14 protein-coding genes and 1 tRNA gene are annotated in these 17,209 nt (G+C 72.6%); 9 read left to right on the forward strand and 6 right to left on the reverse strand.

Going from position 1 to position 17,209, the window contains the following annotated elements; translation table 11 throughout:
* Window positions 1–60: 60 nt before the first annotated feature.
* Together ACFQZY_RS01075 and ACFQZY_RS01080 are read right to left on the reverse strand one after the other, a co-directional pair.
* On the reverse strand, window positions 61–1,251 hold the full coding sequence (locus ACFQZY_RS01075; protein WP_377411584.1) for a CaiB/BaiF CoA transferase family protein: 1,191 nt from the start codon (window positions 1,249–1,251) through the stop codon (window positions 61–63).
* A 34-nt stretch (window positions 1,252–1,285) separates the two neighbouring features.
* The gene (locus ACFQZY_RS01080; RefSeq protein WP_377411586.1) at window positions 1,286–2,071 is read right to left on the reverse strand and encodes an IclR family transcriptional regulator; all 786 of its coding nucleotides are present in this window, start codon (window positions 2,069–2,071) and stop codon (window positions 1,286–1,288) included.
* 278 nt (window positions 2,072–2,349) lie between these two features.
* Between ACFQZY_RS01080 and ACFQZY_RS01085 the strand changes: the two genes are divergently transcribed.
* From ACFQZY_RS01085 to ACFQZY_RS01110, 6 genes are read left to right on the forward strand one after another with little or no spacing between them, the layout of a single operon-like run.
* Window positions 2,350–3,954: a class I adenylate-forming enzyme family protein gene (locus ACFQZY_RS01085; protein WP_377411588.1), complete on the forward strand. Its 1,605-nt coding sequence runs from the start codon at window positions 2,350–2,352 to the stop codon at window positions 3,952–3,954.
* 28 nt (window positions 3,955–3,982) lie between these two features.
* Window positions 3,983–4,882, forward strand: coding sequence for a cyclase family protein (locus ACFQZY_RS01090; RefSeq protein ID WP_377411590.1), 900 nt, complete (start codon window positions 3,983–3,985; stop codon window positions 4,880–4,882).
* Window positions 4,883–4,892: 10 nt separating this feature from the next.
* On the forward strand, window positions 4,893–5,921 hold the full coding sequence (locus ACFQZY_RS01095) for a phosphotransferase family protein (protein WP_377411592.1): 1,029 nt from the start codon (window positions 4,893–4,895) through the stop codon (window positions 5,919–5,921).
* Window positions 5,922–5,955: 34 nt separating this feature from the next.
* A complete protein-coding gene (locus tag ACFQZY_RS01100; protein WP_377411594.1) occupies window positions 5,956–6,417 on the forward strand; it encodes a hypothetical protein in 462 nt (153 codons plus the stop codon).
* Window positions 6,418–6,420: 3 nt separating this feature from the next.
* Complete coding sequence (locus ACFQZY_RS01105; RefSeq protein WP_377411596.1) at window positions 6,421–7,545, forward strand: hypothetical protein; 1,125 nt, start codon at window positions 6,421–6,423, stop codon at window positions 7,543–7,545.
* Between the two features lie 20 nt (window positions 7,546–7,565).
* Complete coding sequence (locus ACFQZY_RS01110) at window positions 7,566–8,783, forward strand: acetyl-CoA hydrolase/transferase family protein (RefSeq protein ID WP_377411598.1); 1,218 nt, start codon at window positions 7,566–7,568, stop codon at window positions 8,781–8,783.
* Window positions 8,784–9,007: 224 nt separating this feature from the next.
* On the opposite strand, the gene ACFQZY_RS01115 is transcribed toward ACFQZY_RS01110, so the two are convergent.
* The 3 genes from ACFQZY_RS01115 to ACFQZY_RS01125 all read right to left on the reverse strand — a co-directional run bounded on the left by ACFQZY_RS01115 (window position 9,008) and on the right by ACFQZY_RS01125 (window position 13,340).
* Window positions 9,008–9,094 (reverse strand) — tRNA-Leu (locus ACFQZY_RS01115).
* A gap of 14 nt (window positions 9,095–9,108) precedes the next feature.
* Window positions 9,109–12,255: an efflux RND transporter permease subunit gene (locus ACFQZY_RS01120; protein WP_377411600.1), complete on the reverse strand. Its 3,147-nt coding sequence runs from the start codon at window positions 12,253–12,255 to the stop codon at window positions 9,109–9,111.
* Window positions 12,252–13,340, reverse strand: a complete 1,089-nt coding sequence (locus ACFQZY_RS01125) for an efflux RND transporter periplasmic adaptor subunit (protein ID WP_377411602.1) — start codon at window positions 13,338–13,340, stop codon at window positions 12,252–12,254. Before ACFQZY_RS01125 ends, ACFQZY_RS01120 begins: the two co-directional genes overlap by 4 nt.
* 130 nt (window positions 13,341–13,470) lie before the next feature.
* Here ACFQZY_RS01125 and hpnC point away from each other — a divergent pair, with 130 nt between their 5' ends.
* From hpnC to hpnE, 3 genes are read left to right on the forward strand one after another with little or no spacing between them, the layout of a single operon-like run.
* Entirely contained in the window at window positions 13,471–14,397 is a 927-nt protein-coding gene (gene hpnC, locus ACFQZY_RS01130; protein WP_377411604.1) for a squalene synthase HpnC, read from the forward strand.
* A complete protein-coding gene (gene hpnD / locus ACFQZY_RS01135; protein ID WP_377411606.1) occupies window positions 14,394–15,233 on the forward strand; it encodes a presqualene diphosphate synthase HpnD in 840 nt (279 codons plus the stop codon). The genes hpnC and hpnD overlap by 4 nt, the downstream gene beginning before the upstream one ends.
* Window positions 15,220–16,542 carry a hydroxysqualene dehydroxylase HpnE gene (gene hpnE, locus ACFQZY_RS01140; RefSeq protein ID WP_377411608.1) on the forward strand — a complete coding sequence of 441 codons (1,323 nt, stop codon included), beginning with the start codon at window positions 15,220–15,222 and terminating at the stop codon, window positions 16,540–16,542. Before hpnD ends, hpnE begins: the two co-directional genes overlap by 14 nt.
* Here the strand turns inward: hpnE and ACFQZY_RS01145 are convergent.
* Entirely contained in the window at window positions 16,514–17,209 is a 696-nt protein-coding gene (locus tag ACFQZY_RS01145; RefSeq protein ID WP_377411610.1) for an HAD family hydrolase, read from the reverse strand. The two genes, hpnE and ACFQZY_RS01145, sit on opposite strands and share 29 nt — an antisense overlap.

Here is a 17,209-nt window from a genome sequence, read left to right on the forward strand (position 1 = left end):
CGCCTTACCGGCGCGTCGTGCGTGGGAATGGAGCGCCGCAGTGCGCGACGCCTGGTGGGCTCAGGTCACGCCGGAGCGGGCCAGTTCCTCGATGCGCTCGGGCGACAGGCCGAGCGTGCGCAGGACGTCGGCCGTGTGCTGGCCCAGCGTGGGCGGCGGCGCGTGGATCGCGGCCGGCGTGCCGGAAAACTTGACGGGGAAACCCAGCTGCGGGATACGGCCTTCCACCGGGTGGTCCACGTGCAGCAGCATCTGGCGGGCGCGCACCTGCGGGTCGTCGAAGGCTTCGCGCAGGGTGTTGACCGGGCCGCCAGGGATGTCCTGGCGCATGAACAGCTCCACCCACTCGGCGCGGGTGCGCTGGAGGAAGACGTCCTCGAGCCGCCGGAACTGGCGCGCGCGGGCCTCACCCTCGGGGAACTGGTCCTCCTTGAGCTCCGGCACGCCCGCGGCGTCGCAGAAGCGCGCCCAGAAGTGCGTCTCCAGCGCGCCGAGGGTGACGTAATGGCCGTCCTGGCAACGGAAGATGCCGTAGCAGGCGGCGCCGCCGAGGTTGCGGTACTCGCCGCCGCGCGGCTCGAGGTTGCCGAACAGGGGCTCGGCGGCGTGGTACGTGAGGAAGGACATGGCCGCGTCCATCATGGAGACGTCCACGAACTGGCCTTCGCCGCTGGCCTGGCGGGCCAGCACGGCCGCGAGGATGCCGTACACGCCCGTGAGCGAGGCGCCGATATCGGCGGTCAGCAGGCCCGGCACCATCGGCGGGCCGCCGGCCTGCGAGAACAGCGGCAGCGCGCCGATGATGCCCATGTAGTTGAGGTCGTGGCCCGCGACCTTCCGGTAGGGCCCGTCCTGCCCGTAGCCCGAGATGGCGCAGTACACCAGGCGCGGGTTGACCGCCTTCAGTGATTCGTAGCCCAGGCCCAGCCGGTCCATCACGCCCGGCCGGAAACCCTCGACGACCACGTCACTGGACGCGGCGAGCTCGCGGAAGATGCGCTTGCCCTCCTCGCTCTTGAGGTTGAGCGTCATGCTTCGCTTGTTGCGGTTGCACAGCAGGAAGGTGCCGGAGTCCTGCTGGCCCAGGGGCGGAAACTCCCGCTGGTAGTCACCGCGCCCGGGCTCCTCGACCTTGAGCACGTCGGCGCCGAGGTCGCCGAGCATCTGGGTGCACAGGGCCGCCGGCAGCAGGCGGCTGGCATCCAGGACTTTCAGGCCCGCCAGGGCAGCAGGGTTGTTTGCAGGGGGCATGGGGTCCTCGGGGTTGCTGGCGGGCGGCCCGGCCTCAGGCGCTGCGGCGGGCCGGCCTGGCCTTGGGGCTGTCCTGCCTGAAGTTGCCGAGCAGACGCTCGATCTGGGTGGCGCAGGCCTGTGAGGCGCTGAGCAGCTTGCGTTCGTGCGCCTTCGTGGCGCGGGTGGCCAGCACCGAGACGTGGACGGCGGCGGCGAGCTGGCCGTCCGCGTTGCGGATCGGAATCGCGTAGCCGACCACGCCCGCCGTCGACTCCTCCTGGCTCTTGGAGTAGCCCTGCGCACGGATGCGCTCGTACTCCTGCGCGAGCGCCGCCGGGTCGGTGATGGTGCCGGGCGTGAGCTTGACCAGCTTCTTGCCCATCACCTGGGCGGCCAGCTTGTCGTCGAAGGCGGCGAACAGCTTGCCGGTGGCGGTGCTGTGCAGCAGCAGCGGCTCGCCCAGGCGGATGTCCAGCGAGATGCGCTGGGTGCCCAGGATCCGGTCGGCATAGACGACCCGCGCGCCCAGGCGCAGGCCCAGGTAGATGTCATCGCCGATCTCGCGCGCCAGCTCCTGGAGCGGGCGCCGTGCGAGGCCGCGCACGTCCAGTCCCTGCACCGTGCGCAGCGCCAGCGCCACCGCGCGGGGCCCGACGAAATAGCGCAGGTCGTCGTCGACCACGGCGACCTCGGCCGTCACCATGGTCTGCAGCATGTTGTGCACGCTGCTCACGGGCAGCTGAAGGGCCTCCTTGATCTCCGTCAGCCGCAGCCCCTCCTTGTGGGAGACCAGCAGGTCGAGGATGTCGAAAGTACGCAGGTACCGGTCGGGATTCATGGCGGAAATTGTAGGCGACCGTCTGCGGCGACCCCGGGTCCCGGCGCCTCGGGGGCGGCGCGGGCAGCGTGGCCATATCTTCCTAAATAGCGAAGTTGTTTTCCAGATCTGGAAGATAATCGGGATCGTTCCCCACGTCAACCGAGGGCGTTGCGGGTTCATCCCGAGTTGCCGCGGCCCAGGCTGATCTGCTACATTTTTCGAAATTGAAGAAGCCATTTCGAAAACCGGATGAATCGGCCCTGCCCGGATCGCCGCCTGGACACGGAGGCCTGCACATGACATTCCCGACCCCATCGAGCGAGACCATCCCGGCGCTGCTCGGTGAGCTGGCGCAGCGCTTCGGCGAGCGCGAGGCCTTCGTCGCCGGCGAGCGCCGCCTGACCTACCGCCAGCTGCGCCAGGAGGTGATGCGAACCGCCGCGGGGCTGGCGGCGCTGGGCGTCCGGCGTGGCGATCCCGTGGGCATCCTCATGGGCAACCGCATGGAGTGGGTGCTGGCCTTCCTGGCCCTGCAGCAGCTCGGCGCGACCTCGGTCGGGCTCAACACCTGGTCGACGCCGCGCGAGCTGGAGCACGCGCTCTCGCACGCCGAGGTGCGCCTGCTGGTGGCCGTCGACCGCTTCCGCCGCAGTGACTGGCGCGCCATCCTCGCGGCCCTGCGGCCCGCCGGGAACCTGCCGCACCTGGCGCGCACCGTCTGGGTGGCGGCCGATCCCGGGCAGGCCCCGGTCCTGGACGCCGGCCAGGGCGAGACCTCCTGGGAGGCGATGCTGGCCGGCGTGACGCCGGCGGGCCTCGAGGCCGCCGAGGCGGCCGGGCGCCGCGTCGAGCCCGGGGACGTGGGAATGCTGCTCTACACCTCCGGCTCGACCGCCTTGCCCAAGGGCATCCTGCTGCAGCACCGCCAGTGGATCCGCAACGGCTTCCACATCGGCGAGCGCCAGCACAACACCGAGCAGGACCGCCTGTGGCTGGCCGTCTCGCTGTTCTGGAGTTTCGGCTGCGTCAACGCCCTGCCCAACCTGCTCACGCACGGGGGCTGCGTGGTGCTGCAGGAGCACTTCGACCCGAAGGAGGCGCTGCGGCTGATCGAGGCCGAGCGCTGCAGCGTCCTCTACGCCACGCCCAACATCGTGCAGGCCTTGCACGAGCACCCCGACCGGCCCGCACGTGACCTCACGAGCCTGCGCAGCGGCGCGATCATCGGCACGCCCGAGCAGATCCGGCTGGCCGTGGACCTGGGCGCACACGCAATCTGCAATGTCTACGGCCTGAGCGAGACCTACGGCAATTGCGCCGTCATCGACGCCGGCGAACCGCTGGACCTGCGCCTGCGTTCGGTCGGCGAGCCCCTGCCGGACGTCACGGTGCGCATCTGCCACCTGGAGACCGGCGCGCCGCTGCCGGCCGGCGAGGTCGGCGAGATCCGCGTCCAGGGCCCGCTGTTCCTGGCCTACCACCGCGAGCCGGAGAAGACGCGCGAGTCCTACGACGCCGACGGCTACTTCCGCACCGGCGACCTGGGCCTGCTCGATGCGCAGGGCCGCCTGTACTACAAGGGCCGGCTCAAGGAGATGGTCAAGAGCGGCGGCATCAACATCGCCCCCGCCGAGGTCGAGGAGGTGCTGATGCGCCACCCCGCCGTGCGCACCGCCTACGTCATCGGCGTGCCGCACCCCACGCTGGACGAGGCGCTGGTCGCCATCATCGTCCCCGAAGGCGGCGCCGCGCCGAGCGGCGAGGAACTCAGGGCGCTGTGCGCGCGCGAGATGGCCGCCTACAAGGTGCCGCAGCGCTTCCACTTCACCAGCGAGTCGCAGCTGCCGCTGACCACCACGGGCAAGGTGCAGAAGATGATGCTGCACACCCTCCTGCCGTGAACATGAAGGACATGAAGGGAGCCAGACCATGAGCGACAACCCTTTCGCCAACGAGCGCCCGAACGCCTGGGGCCGCTGGGGCGAGGCGGACGAGGCCGGCGCGCTGAACCTGATCGGACCGGCGCAGGTCAAGCGCGCCGCGGGCCTGGTGCGCTCGGGCGAGGTGGTGCGCCTGGCGCAGCCGCTGTCCAGCCGCACGCCCGTGCCGCTCCACCGCGCCGGGCTGCAGCACTTCATGGGCCGCGACGGCGGCGACTATGCGGCCGGCGCCGGGCGGCCTGGCGGCTTCCAGTTCGCCGAGGACACGGTGGTCATGCCGCTTCACATCGGCACGCACATCGACGCGCTGTGCCACGCCTGGTGCGACGGGCGCCTGTTCAACAACTACCGCGAGACCACGGTCCGAAGCACGACCGGCGCCACGCGCCTGGGCGTGGAGAAGCTGCCACCGGCCGTCACGCGCGGGGTGCTGCTGGACGTGGTCGCCCTGCGAGGCCGCACGCTCGCCGACGGCGAGGTCGTCACCCGCGCCGACCTGCAGGCCTGCCTGGCCGCGGCCGGCCTGGCGCTGGAGCCCGGCGACGCCGTGCTGCTGCACACCGGGTGGCTGGCCGCCCAGCAGGGCAAGTCCGAGGTGGACTTCAATACCGAGCCCGGCATCGACCACGAGGCGGGGCTGTGGCTGGCGCAGCAGGACGTGGCCCTGATCGGCGCGGACAACTACGCCATCGAGGTGCTGCCCTTCGCGGCGGGCACCGTGTTCCCGGTGCACCAGTGCGTGATCCGCGACTTCGGCATCGCCCTGCTGGAAGGCCTGCAGCTCGAGCCGCTGGTGCGCACGGGCCGGCGCGAGTTCCTCTTCGTGGCGGCGGCGCTGCCGATCGTGGGCGCCACGGGCAGCCCGCTCACGCCGCTGGCGATCCTCTGAGTCCACCCCCATGAACACTGCCACGGACACCCCCCTGCCGGACCCCGTCGCCCAGGTGGTCGCGGGCCTGCGCGGGCTGATCACCGAGGCCATTCCCTCGGCACGGGACATCGTGCTGGAGGGATTGGTGCGAAGCGCCGGCGGCCTCTCGCGCGAGAACTGGTCCTTCGATGCGACCTGGACCGACGCCCAGGGTCGGCACGCGCACCGCCTGATGCTCATGCGGGATGCCGCCGGCACCCTGCTCAACACCGAAAGGGCGCGCGAGTTCGCGGTACTGCGAGCCCTGGAGGACACGCCGGTCCCCGCGCCGCGGGTCTTCTGGATGGACGGCGAGGGCCGCTGGCTGGGTGCGCCCTCGGTGGTGATGGAGCGCGTGCCCGGGGCCTGCGACTACATGGTCCTCAACGGCAGCGCGCCGCTGCCCTCCCGGCTGGCGCTCGCCCGCGGATTCATCGAGCTGCTGGCGGCCATCCATGCCGTGGACTGGCGCGCCCGGGCGCTGGACGCGAGCCTGGGCCTGCCGGCAGCCGCACCCTCGCTGGAGGCGCTGGGCCACTGGGAAGCCGAGTACCGCAGGGTGCAGCTCGAACCCCATCCGGAACTCGATTACGTGCGGGCCTGGCTGCGACGCCACGCGCCGCAGGCCGAGGCCATCGTGCTGGTGCACGGCGACTTCAAGCCGGGCAACGCGCTGGTGGTGGACGGCCGCATCACGGCCAAGCTCGACTGGGAGACTGCGCACCTGGGCGACCCGCTGGAGGACCTGGGCTGGGTCACCAACCCGGTGCGCAAGCGCGAGCACCAGGTCCCCGGCCACTGGGAGCGCCAGCAGATCGTCGAGGCCTACCGCGAGCTGACCGGCCGCAGCGTCCGCGAGGCCGACCTGCTGTGGTGGAACGTCTTTTCCTGCTGGAAGCTGTCGGTGATCCAGCTGACCGCCGTGGCCGAGTTCGTGGCGGGCCGCTACAACCGCGTGTTCCAGACGCCCTCGTGGCTGTTCCGGCCCATGTTCCAGATGATGGAGGCCGCCACATGAGCGCCACGCACGACCGCAGCGCGGGGAGCCGTCGATGAAACCCACCGTCCAGGAGCAGCTGCAGGGCACCTGCCGCATCCTCGAAACCGTGGTCGCGCCCTGCGTGGCCGACCCCTTCGCCCGCACCCTCCTCGACGGCCTGGTGGCCAACCTGCGCATGCTGACCGGCGCCCTGCCGGCCGTCGCGGGATTCCTGCGCCACGACAACGAGGCCACGGCGCGCCTGCTGGCCGGCCTGGGGGACGCGCTCGGCCCCGACCTGTCGGCGCGCGTGGACCAGGCTTTGGCGGAGCCCGAGCCGGACGTGGCCGACGCCGCCGCGCTGGAGGCGCGCAACACCCGGCTGCGCGAACTGCTGGCGCAGGCCGTGTGCAGCGAGGCCCTCTCGCCCGGGCACCACCGCGCCATCGTGGCCCACATGACCGAGCGCGCCTCGCGCGTGCCCATGCGCTACGTGCCGACCGCCCCGAGTCCCACCCCCGAAGCGAAGACCTGAACCATGCTGACCGCCCTCGACGACACCCTCTGGCACCAGTTGCCCACCACCTTCGACCATGTCTGGACGAGCGACCCGCGCTGGTTCGACCGCTACTGGTTCGCCATCTACTCGCCCGACGGCCGCGTCGCGATCCAGGTCACGATGGGCGCCTACCGCAACATGAACGTGCTGGACGGCGGCGCGGTGATGATCGTCGACGGCCGGCAGTACAACCTGCGCGTCTCGCGCTCGCTGAACCGCGATGCGCAGACCGTCTGCGGCCCCTTGCGGGTGCAGCCGGTCGAGCCGCTCAAGTCCTTCGAGATCACCATCGCGCCGGGTGACCACGGCCTGCACGGCCAGATCCGCTGGGACTGCGTCGCGCCGGCCCACGAGGAGCATCCGCACTACACCCGCCTGCAGGGGCGCACGGTCGAGGACTACCGCCGCTTCGACCAGATCGGCGAGGCCAGCGGCTGGCTGGAGGCGGGCGGCCAGCGGGTCGAGATCGACCGCTGGTGGGCCTGCCGGGACCACTCCTGGGGCGTGCGGCGCGGCATGGGCGTAGCCGAGCCGGTCACCGGGCCGAAGGTGGCGCTGGCCGAGAAGGGCCACGTGATGTCCTTCCTGTTCTTCTCCACCGACACCCTGAGCGGCTCGCTGCTGTTCTCGGGGCGCGGCGACGACGCGCCCTACACCACGGGCGTGGTGACGGACCGGCGCACGCAGCAGGAGCACCACGCCACGAAGATCGAGCTCGAGGTGGACCTGCACGAGGGCACGCGCCGGTTCCGGCAGGCCGGCGTGCGGGTGAGCTTCGAAGGTGGCCGGCAGCTGCGCCTGGCGGTCGATGCGCGCGGATCGTCCATCGCCATGCAGGGACTGGGCTACAGCGGCGGCTACAACGACGGCAAGGGCCTGGGCGCCTGGCGCGGCGAGGAGGTGGTGGAGCACGACGTCTGGGACGTCTCGCACCCCTCGAAGGTGGTTTTTCCCGACGGCACGCACAAGGAGCACTGGCACCGCATCCAGCCGGTGGGCCTGGAGGCCGACTTCGACGGCGAGGCGAGCCGCGGCGCGGGCAGCATGACGCTGACGATCGCCGGCAGGCTGCCGGAGCACCTGCAACTGCGGGCCGGGTCCTGAGCCGCGCCACGGGAGTCTCGATGGCATGCCCTCCCCTGGCCGATTGCCTGCGCCCCGGTGACCGCCTGCTCGTGGGCCAGGCGCTGGGCGAACCGGTCGGCCTGGTGGCGCAGCTCTTCGAGCTGGCGCCGCGCCTGGGCACGCTGGACGTGTTCTGCGGCTTCTCGCTCAACCCCGCGTGGGAGAAGGAGGTGCCCGAGTCCCTGCACGTCTCCACCTACTGCGGGCTGGGGGCGGTGCGCAAGCTGGTGGCGCGTGGCCGGGCGCGGGTGGTACCGGCCTCGCTGTCGCAGCTGTCGGGCCTGATCGCCTCGCGCAAGCTGGCGGCCGACGTGGTGCTGCTGCAGGTCTCGCCGGCCGACGCGCAGGGCTACCACAGCCTGGGCTGCACGCAGGACTACGCCTGGGAGGCGGCCCGCTCGGCGCGCGCGGTGGTGGTCGAGGTCAATGCGCGCCTGCCCCGGACACGCGGCGCCGGCCGGCTGCACCGCAGCCAGGTGGTGGTGGCGCGTGAATGCGACGAGCCCCTGCTGGAGTCCCCCGCCGAGCCGCCGGGCGAGGTGCAGCGGCAGATGGGGCGGCATGTGGCGCGCTGGGTGCCGGACGGCGCGACCGTGCAACTGGGCATCGGCAGCCTGGCGGCCGCGGTGGCCGAGGCGCTCCGGGACCGGCGCGGCCTGAAGCTGCGTTCGGGCATGCTGGGCGACTGGTTTCTCGGGCTGCTGGACGCAGGCGCGATCGACACGGCCACGCCGGATGCCTGCCTGGCCTCGCTGGCGGTCGGTACGCGGGCGCTCTATGACACGCTGTCGCCCGACGGCGTGCTGGGCTTCGCGTCGCCGTCGCAGCTCGTCGCGCCGGTGCCCGGCTCGCCGCTGATGGCGATCAACTCGGCCATCGAGGTCGACCTGTGCGGGCAGGTGAACGCGGAATTCCTGGGCGCGCGCTACGTGGGCGCGGTCGGCGGCCAGACCGACTATTTCCGTGCGGCGCGCCGGTCGGAGGGCGGGCTGGCGATCCTGGCGCTGCCCTCCACCACGGGCCGGGATGACACGAGCCGCATCGTCGCGCGCTGCGGGTGGGTCACCTCGGCGCAGAGTGACGTGGACCTCGTGGTCACGGAGCACGGCGTGGCGGACCTGCGGGCCACCACGCTGGAGGAGCGCAGGGCCTTGATCGCGGGCGTCGCGCATCCGGCGGCGCGCGAGCGGCTGCTCCTGGAGGGACGCCAGGCGTGAAGGGGGCGTGCCTGTGGCCCGGGCCCGGTCGGCCCCGGCCCGGGCGCCGCAAGAGGCGTGGCGCCGAGGAACGGCAGCGGGACCGGGTTCGCCCCCTGACCCGGCGCGCGGATGCGGCGCGCGGATGCGGCGGGCGGATGCGGCGGGCGGATGCGGCGCGCGGATGCGGCGGGCGGATCGCCCGGCACCCTCGCGAGATGCCGTTGGCTTTTCTTGTCTTCGTCTGGTGCGCGGGGGGGGACTCGAACCCCCACACCCTTGCAGGCGTCAGGACCTAAACCTGGTGCGTCTACCAATTTCGCCACCCGCGCAACGGAGGGCGATTCTAGCCGGTGGATTCGCGCCTCACCCGGAACCAGGCCGCATACATCGCCGGCAGCGCCAGCAGCGTGAGGGCGGTGGCCACGATGAGGCCGCCCATGATGGCCACCGCCATCGGTCCCCAGAACACCGAGCGTGACAGCGGGATCATGGCGAGCACCGCGGCGGCCGCCGTCAGGACGATGGGCCGCAGCCGGCGCACCGCCGCCTCGACGATCGCGTCCCAGGCCGGCACGCCGCGCGCCCGGTCCTGCTCGATCTGGTCGATCAGGATCACCGAGTTGCGCTGGATCATCCCCGTGAGGGCGATCACCCCGAGCAGGGCGACGAAGCCGAAGGGCCGGCCCGAGGCCAGCAGGGCCAGCGCCACGCCGGCGATGCCCAGGGGGCCGGTGAGGAACACCAGCATCGCCCGGCTGAAGCTTTGCAGCTGCAGCATCAGCAGGGTGAAGGTGATGAACAGCATCACCGGCACGCCCACCGCGATCGAGGCCGAGCCCTTGCTGCTCTCCTCCACCGCGCCGGCCACCTGCAGGCGGTAGCCCGGCGCCCACTTCGCCTCCAGCTCGCGCAGGCCCGGCAGCAGCTCGGTGGTGACGGTGGCGCCCTGCAGGCCCTCGACGACATCGGCCTGCACGGTGATGGCGTAGCTGCGGCCCTCGCGCCACAGCACGCCCGGCTCCCAGCCGAACACCGGCCGGGCCACCTGCGCCAGCGGGATCGAACGGCCCGAGGCGGTGGGCAGGTAGGCGTTGGCGATGTCGGAGATCGCGTCGCGCTCGGCCAGCGGCTGGCGCAGGACGATGTCGATCAGCTTGTCGCCCTCGCGGAACTGGCCGATGGTGCCGCCGGTGAAGACGGTGCGCGCCGCCTGCGCGATGGACTGGCTGGACACGCCCAGGGCGCGCGCCTTGTCCTGGTCCACCTCCAGGCGCAGGGCCTTGACCGGCTCGTTCCAGTTGTCGTTGACGCCCCGGGTATTGGGGCTGGCGCGCATCGCCGCCTTGACCTGGTCGGCATAGGCGCGCAGCTGCTGCGGGTCGCTGCCGACCACGCGGAACATCACCGGGTAAGGCACCGGCGGGCCATTGGGCAGCAGCTTGACCCGCCCGCGCACCTCGGGGAACTCCGCGGCGAGCAGCTGCGGCAGGCGCAGGCGCAGGGCCTCGCGCGTGGCCAGGTCGCGGGGCACCACGATCAGCTCGGAGACGTTGGTCTGCGGAAAGATCTGGTCCAGCGGCAGGTAGAAGCGCGGCACGCCCGAGCCCACCCAGCTGCTCACGCCCTCCACGCCATCCTCCTTCATCAAGCGCTGCTCGAAGCGGCGCACCACCGCCTCGTTGGCGGCGAACGAGGTGCCCTCGGGCGACCACAAGCTCACCAGGATCTCGGGCCGGCTGGAGTCGGGGAAGAACTGCTGCTGCACCTTCCCCATGCCGGCGAGGCCCAGCGCGAAGGCGGCCACGGTCAGGCCCAGGGTGGTCCAGCGGTGCGCCACGCACCAGGTGACCAGTCGGCGGAAGCCCCGGTAGAACGGCGTATCGAAATGCTCCTGGTGCTGCGCGGTCACCGGCTTCGGCCTGAGCAGTGCGTTGCCCAGGTAAGGCACGAAGTAGACCGAGACGATCCAGCTCAGGACCAGGGCCACCGCCGTCACCGCGAAGATGGCGAAGGTGTACTCGCCCACCGTGGACCGGGCCATGCCGATCGGCAGGAAGCCGGCCGCCGTGATCAGCGTGCCCGTGAGCATGGGCATGGCGGTGATCTCGTAGGCGAAGGTGGCCGCGCGGACCTTGTCGTAGCCCTCCTCCATCTTCCGCACCATCATCTCGACGGCGATGATGGCGTCGTCCACCAGCAGGCCCAGGGCGATGATCAGTGAGCCCAGCGAGATCTTGTGCAGGCCGATGCCCCCGTAGTGCATCACCAGGAAGGTGGCCGCCAGCACCAGCGGGATGGTGATGGCCACCACCAGGCCGGGGCGCATGTCGACGTAGTAGCGGCGCCAGAGGGGCCGGTACTGGCCGTCGTGGTGCTTGTGCAGGCCCAGCGAGAGGAAGCTCACCGCCAGCACCACCACGATGGCCTCGACCAGCACCTTCACGAATTCGCCCACCGAGGTGGACACCGCCTTCGGCTGGTCCTGCAGCTGCACCAGCTTCACGCCGGCGGGCAGCTGGGCCCCGATGCGGGCGGTGGCCGCGCGCAGGGCCTCGCCCAGGCGGATGATGTCGCCGCCCTTGGCCATGGACACGCCCAGCGCGATCACCTCGCGGCCCTGGTGGCGCACCTTGACCTGCGGCGGGTCGACGTAGCCGCGGCGGATCTCGGCGATGTCCCCCAGGCGCAGCTGCGCGCCCGAGCTGCCCCGGATCGGCATCGCGGCCAGCTGGTCGAGCGCGCGGAACTGGCCGGCCACGCGCACCTGCACCACGTCCAGCGGCGCCTGCACCGCGCCGGCGGACTCCACCGCGTTCTGCTGCCCGAGCTGGGCGATGACCTGGGCCATGTCCAGCCCCAGCTGCGCCAGCCGCTTGTGCGAGATCTCGATGTACAGCTTCTCGTCCTGCACACCGAACAGTTCGACCTTGGCCACGTCGGGCACCTGCAGCAGCGCCTGGCGCGCGTCGTCGGCGAAGCGCTTGACCTCGGCATAGCCGTAGCCGGCCTCGGCCTCGATCGCGTAGATGACGCCGAAGACGTCGCCGAACTCGTCGTTGAAGAAGGGACCCTGCACGCCGGCCGGCAGCGTGGAGCGCATGTCGCCGACCTTCTTGCGCACCTGGTACCAGACGTTGGGCACGTCGGCGGCGCGCGAGGAATCCTTGATCTGCAGGATGGTGAAGGACTCGCCCGGCTTGGCGTAGCTGCGGATGATGTCGGCGTAGGGCACCTCCTGGAGGGTGCGCTCGATCTTGTCGGTGACCTGGTCGGCCACCTGCTGCGCGGTGGCGCCGGGCCAGTAGGCGCGCACCACCATCGCACGGAAGGTGAAGGGTGGGTCCTCGTCCTGCCCGAGCTGGAAGTACGAGGCGAAGCCCAGCACCATCAGCGCGAGCATCAGGTAGCGGGTGAGGGCCGGGTGCTCCAGCGCCCAGCGGGAGAGGTTGAAGCCGGCCTTCGGCTCGTCGCCGGTGCGCGCCTCGCTCATCGCGGCTCCTGGTAGCGGGTGACCTTCTGGCCGGCCTGCAGCACGTGCACGCCGGCTGCCACCACCTGCTGGCCCGGCTGCAGGCCGGCGGTGACGACGACCTCGTTGCCGTCGGCGCCGGCCACCTGCACCGGCTGCGACTTCAGTGTCATGCTCGCCGCGTCCAGCACCCACACCGCGCTGCCCGCGCCCTCCTGGCGCAGCGCGCTGGTGGGCAGCTTGATCACCGGTGCGCTGGCGGGCGCCAGCGCCTGCGGGGTCACGTAGACCGTGGTGCCCAGCGCCAGCGGCGCGCCGGCCGGCAGGGCCACCTTCACCTGGAAGGTGCGGGTGACCGGGTCGGCGCTGGCCGCGACCTCGCGCACCTGGCCGGTAAGCGCCGGCCCGTCGGCCAGCGGGCGCACCGCCACGGCCGACCCGACCCGCACCGCGCGCACGCGGTCCTCGGGCACGGCGAAGACCGCGTCGCGTGGGCCGTCCAGGGCCAGGCGCACCACCGGCGCGCCGGTGGCCACCACCTGCCCCGGCTCGGCCTCCACCGCCGTCACCACGCCGGCGGCCGGCGCCAGCAGGCGTGCGTAGGCTGCCTGGTTGCCCTGCGCCGCGAGCTGCGACTGGGCCTGCTCGAGCTGCGCCTGGGCCGCCTTGAGCGCGGTCTCGCGGCGCTCCAGCTCGGCGCCGCTGATGAAGCCCTGGTCCTTGAGCGAGGCGTAGCGGCGCAGGTCCGCCGCGGCCAGGTCACGCTGGGTCTGGGCCGCCGCCACCTGGGCGCGCGCCGCGTCGGCCGCGAGCTGCAGGTCCTGCGGGTCCAGCTGCGCCAGCACCTGGCCGGCCTGCACCCGCTGGCCGGGCTCGGCCTGGCGCTGCACCAGCTTGCCGCCGACGCGGAAACCGAGGCGGCTCTCCACCCGGGCCCGCACCTCGGCGGAAAACTCGGAGGCGGCCGAGGCGGCGCCCGCCCCCACCGTGATCACCTTGACCGCGCGCACCGGCTCGGGCGCGGGCGGGGCCTTGCCGCAGGCGGCCAGGAGCAGGGTCATGGCCAGCGCCAGGGCGGCGCGCGGGAGGACGGGCAGAGGGTTCATCGGGGGTGGCCTGGAAATGCGGGGATGGTCGGGGTGACGCCAGGACAGCGTCAATGCGATTCTAGTGACTGACCGGTCAGTAATTCAACGGGAGGGGGATCGCTGAACCCGCCAAGCGACAATCGCGCCCGTGACCGAGCCCCTGCCCTCCAAGACGCCTGCGCCTGCGAACGCTCCCGCCCCGGTGGCCAGCGTGGACCACTACGAGAACTTCCCGGTGGCCTCGTGGCTGTGCCCGCCGGCCCTGCGCCCGGCGGTGGCCGCGATCTACGGCTTCGCGCGCACCGCCGACGACATCGCCGACGAGGGCGAGGCCGATGCGGCGCAGCGCCTGGCCGACCTGGCCGCCTACCGGGAGGACCTGGAGGCCTGCGCCGCCGGCCGCCCGGCCTCGGCGCGCTGGGCCGGCGTGTTCGGGCCGCTGGCCGCGGCGCTGCGCTCGCACGCCCTGCCGGTGCAGCCCCTGGCCGACCTCCTCTCGGCCTTCGCGCAGGACGTGCGGCACACCCGCGACGCCCAGGGCTACGCCGACCGCGCTGCGCTCCTCGACTACTGCCGCCGCTCGGCCAACCCGGTGGGCCGGCTGATGCTGCACCTGTACGGCGTGACCGACGACCGCGCCCTGGCCGAGAGCGACGACGTTTGCACGGCGCTGCAGTTGATCAACTTCTGGCAGGACCTGAGCGTGGACCTGCCCCGCGGCCGCCTCTACCTGCCCGCCGCCGACCTGCGCGCCCACGGCCTGGACCCCGACCGCCCCGCCACCTGGGCCGGCGCGGCGCAGGCCCGCGCGCTGGTCGCCAGCGAGTGCGACTGGGCGCGCGGGCTGATGCTGCGCGGCGCCGGCATCGCCCACCGCGTGCCGGGGCGCGCGGGCTGGGAGCTGCGCGCGGTGGTCCAGGGCGGGCTGCGCATCCTCGACAAGATCGAGGCCTCGGGCTGGGACAGCTTCCGCCGCCGTCCCACGGTGGGCGCGGCCGATGCCCCCGTGATCCTGTGGCGGTGCCTGCGCATGCGCCCGCGCGAGGCGGCGCCGATGGGACAATCGCGCGCATGACGCCCGAGCATTACGTCCAGGACAAGGCTGCCGCCTCGGGCAGCAGCTTCTACTACGCCTTCCTGTTCCTGCCTGCGCCGCGCCGCGCCGCCATCACCGCCTTCTATGCCTTCTGCCGCGAGGTCGACGACGTCGTCGACGAGGTCAGCGACCCCACCGTCGCCGCCGCCAAGCTGGCCTGGTGGCGCAAGGAGGTGGCGCAGGCCTTCGCCGGCAACCCGACCCACCCGGTGACCCAGGCGCTGATGCCGTGGACGCAGGAATTCGCCATCGAGGCGCGCCACCTGCAGGCCGTGATCGACGGCTGCGAGATGGACCTCAGCCAGACCCGCTACCTCGACTTCACCGGCCTGGAGCGGTACTGCCACCTGGTGGCCGGCATCGTCGGCGAGGTGGCGGCGCGGATCTTCGGCCAGACCCAGGCCGCCACCACCTCCTACGCCCACAAGCTGGGCCTGGCCTTCCAGCTCACGAACATCATCCGCGACGTCGGCGACGACGCGATGCGCGGGCGCATCTACCTGCCGGTGAACGAGCTCCAGCGCTTCGACGTGAAGGCGCACGAGATCCTCAAGCGCGAGTACTCGGAACGCTTCACCGCGCTGATGAAGTTCCAGGCCGCGCGGGCCCATGCGCTGTACGACGAGGCCCTGGCCCTGCTGCCCGCGGCCGACCGGCGCGCCCAGAAGCCCGGCCTGATGATGGCCAACATCTACCGCACGCTGCTGCGCGAGATCGAGCACGAGGACTTCCGCGTGCTGCACCAGCGCATCGGCCTGACGCCGCTTCGCAAGTTCTGGCTCGCCTGGAAGGTGCAGGCCCTTGGGCGCTTCTGATTCCTTCGCCACCGCCCCCCGCCTGGCCATCGTCGGCGGGGGCTGGGCCGGCCTGGCCGCCGCCGTCGAGGCCGTGCGCGCCGGCCACCAGGTCACCCTGTTCGAGGCGGCCCGCAGCTTCGGCGGCCGCGCCCGCACCCTGGACGTGGGCCTGCCCGGCGGCGGCACCGCGCGCCTGGACAACGGCCAGCATGTCCTGATCGGTGCCTACCGGCAGACCCTGGCGCTGATGGAGGCGGTGGGGGTGGACCCGGCCGCCGTGCTGCACGCCATGCCGCTGGCGCTGCGCGACCCGCAGGGCCGCGGCCTGGCGCTGCCCCCGTGGCCCGCGCCGCTGGACGCGGCCTGGGGCATCGTCACCGCGCGCGGCTGGTCCTGGCGCGAGCGCCTGGCCCTGCTGCGGGCGGCCGGCGGCTGGCGGCGGGCGGGCTTTCGCTGCGCCTCGCACCTGACCGTCGCCGCACTGTGCGAGGCGCTGCCTGCGCGCGTGGTGCGCGAGCTGGTGGAGCCGCTGTGCGTGTCGGCCCTCAACACCCCGGTCGACCGGGCCAGCGGCGCGGTGTTCCTGCGGGTGATGCGCGACGCCCTGTTCGGCCGCGGCTGGGGCCGCTGGGGCGGCTCCTGGCTGCTGCTGCCGCAGGCGCCCCTGGGCGAGCTGCTGCCCGAGGCCGCGGCGCGCTGGCTCACGGCCCATGGCGCCACGCTGCGCCTGGGGCACCGGGTCTCGCTGCTGGTGCAGTCGCCGACCGGCTGGCTGGTCGACGGCGATGCCTTCGAGTCGGTGGTGCTGGCCTGCCCGAGCTGGGACGCGCTGCGCCTGGTGGAGGACAACGCGATCGACGCCCTGGCCTGGCAGGCGCAGGCGCGGGCGCTGCGGCACGAGGCCATCGCCACCGTCTATGCCACGGGCGGGCCGCGCCTGCCGGCGCCGATGCTGGCCCTGGCCAGCGGGCCGGACGCGCCGGCGCAGTTCGTGTTCGACCGCGGGCAACTGGGCGGGCCCGAGGGCCTGCTGGCCTTCGTGGCGAGCGCCAGCCGCGGCGAGCGCGAGGCGATCGAGGAGCAGGTGATGGCGCAGGCCTGCGCCCTGGGCTGGGACGAGGTGCGGCCGCTGCGCACCGTGGTCGAGAAGCGCGCCACCTTCGCCTGCACGCCGGGGCTGGAGCGCCCGGGCATCGCCATCGCGCCGGGCCTGTGGGCCTGCGGCGACTGGGTCGACGGCCCCTACCCCGCCACTCTCGAGGGCGCGGTGCTGTCGGCGCAGCACGCGGTGGGCCGCCTCAGCGCAATGCGTCGCACAGCTCGTTGAAGCCGTAGACCTCGATCTCGGGCGCCTGGTCCTCGTGCGGCCACAGCGCCTCCTTGCGGTTGGCCCAGGCCGCCTGCATGCCGGCGTTCTGCGCGCCGAGCACGTCCAGCAGGGTGTCGTCGCCGACGTGCAGCACCTCGTGGGGCGTGAGGTCCACCGCGCCGGCGGCGGCATGGAAGATGCGCGGGTCGGGCTTGCCGACGCCGAACTCGCGGGCATTGATGGCGGCCTGGAAGAAGTGGTCCAGGCCGACGCGATGGAGTTGCGCGTTGCCGTTGGACAAGGCGACCAGGGGGTAGCGCGCGGCGAGGAATTCGAGCGCGGGCAGCACGTCGGGGTAGAAGGTGACGTGGTGGCGGGCATCGAAGAAGACCTCGAAGGCGGCCTCGGCCAGGAGCGGGTCCTCCCCCGCGCGGTACAGGGCCAGGCGGATCGACTCGCGGCGCAGGGCGCTGAGGTCGTTGTGCAGGTCGGGGCGCAGGCGCTCCATCTCGTTGCGGATCTCGCGCAGGGCGCCGGGATTGGCGTAGAGGGCGGCAGTCATCGGCGCGTGGGCGGCAAGCCACTCGCGCAGCACGCGTTCGGCGTGTTCGATGGTGGGCCAGATGGGCCAGAGGGTGTCGTCGAGGTCCAGCGAAATGGCCCGGATCCGTTCGAGGTTCAGCAT

The organism is Ramlibacter sp. GCM10027632, assembly GCF_042675325.1.
GTDB lineage: Bacteria > Pseudomonadota > Gammaproteobacteria > Burkholderiales > Burkholderiaceae_C > Ramlibacter.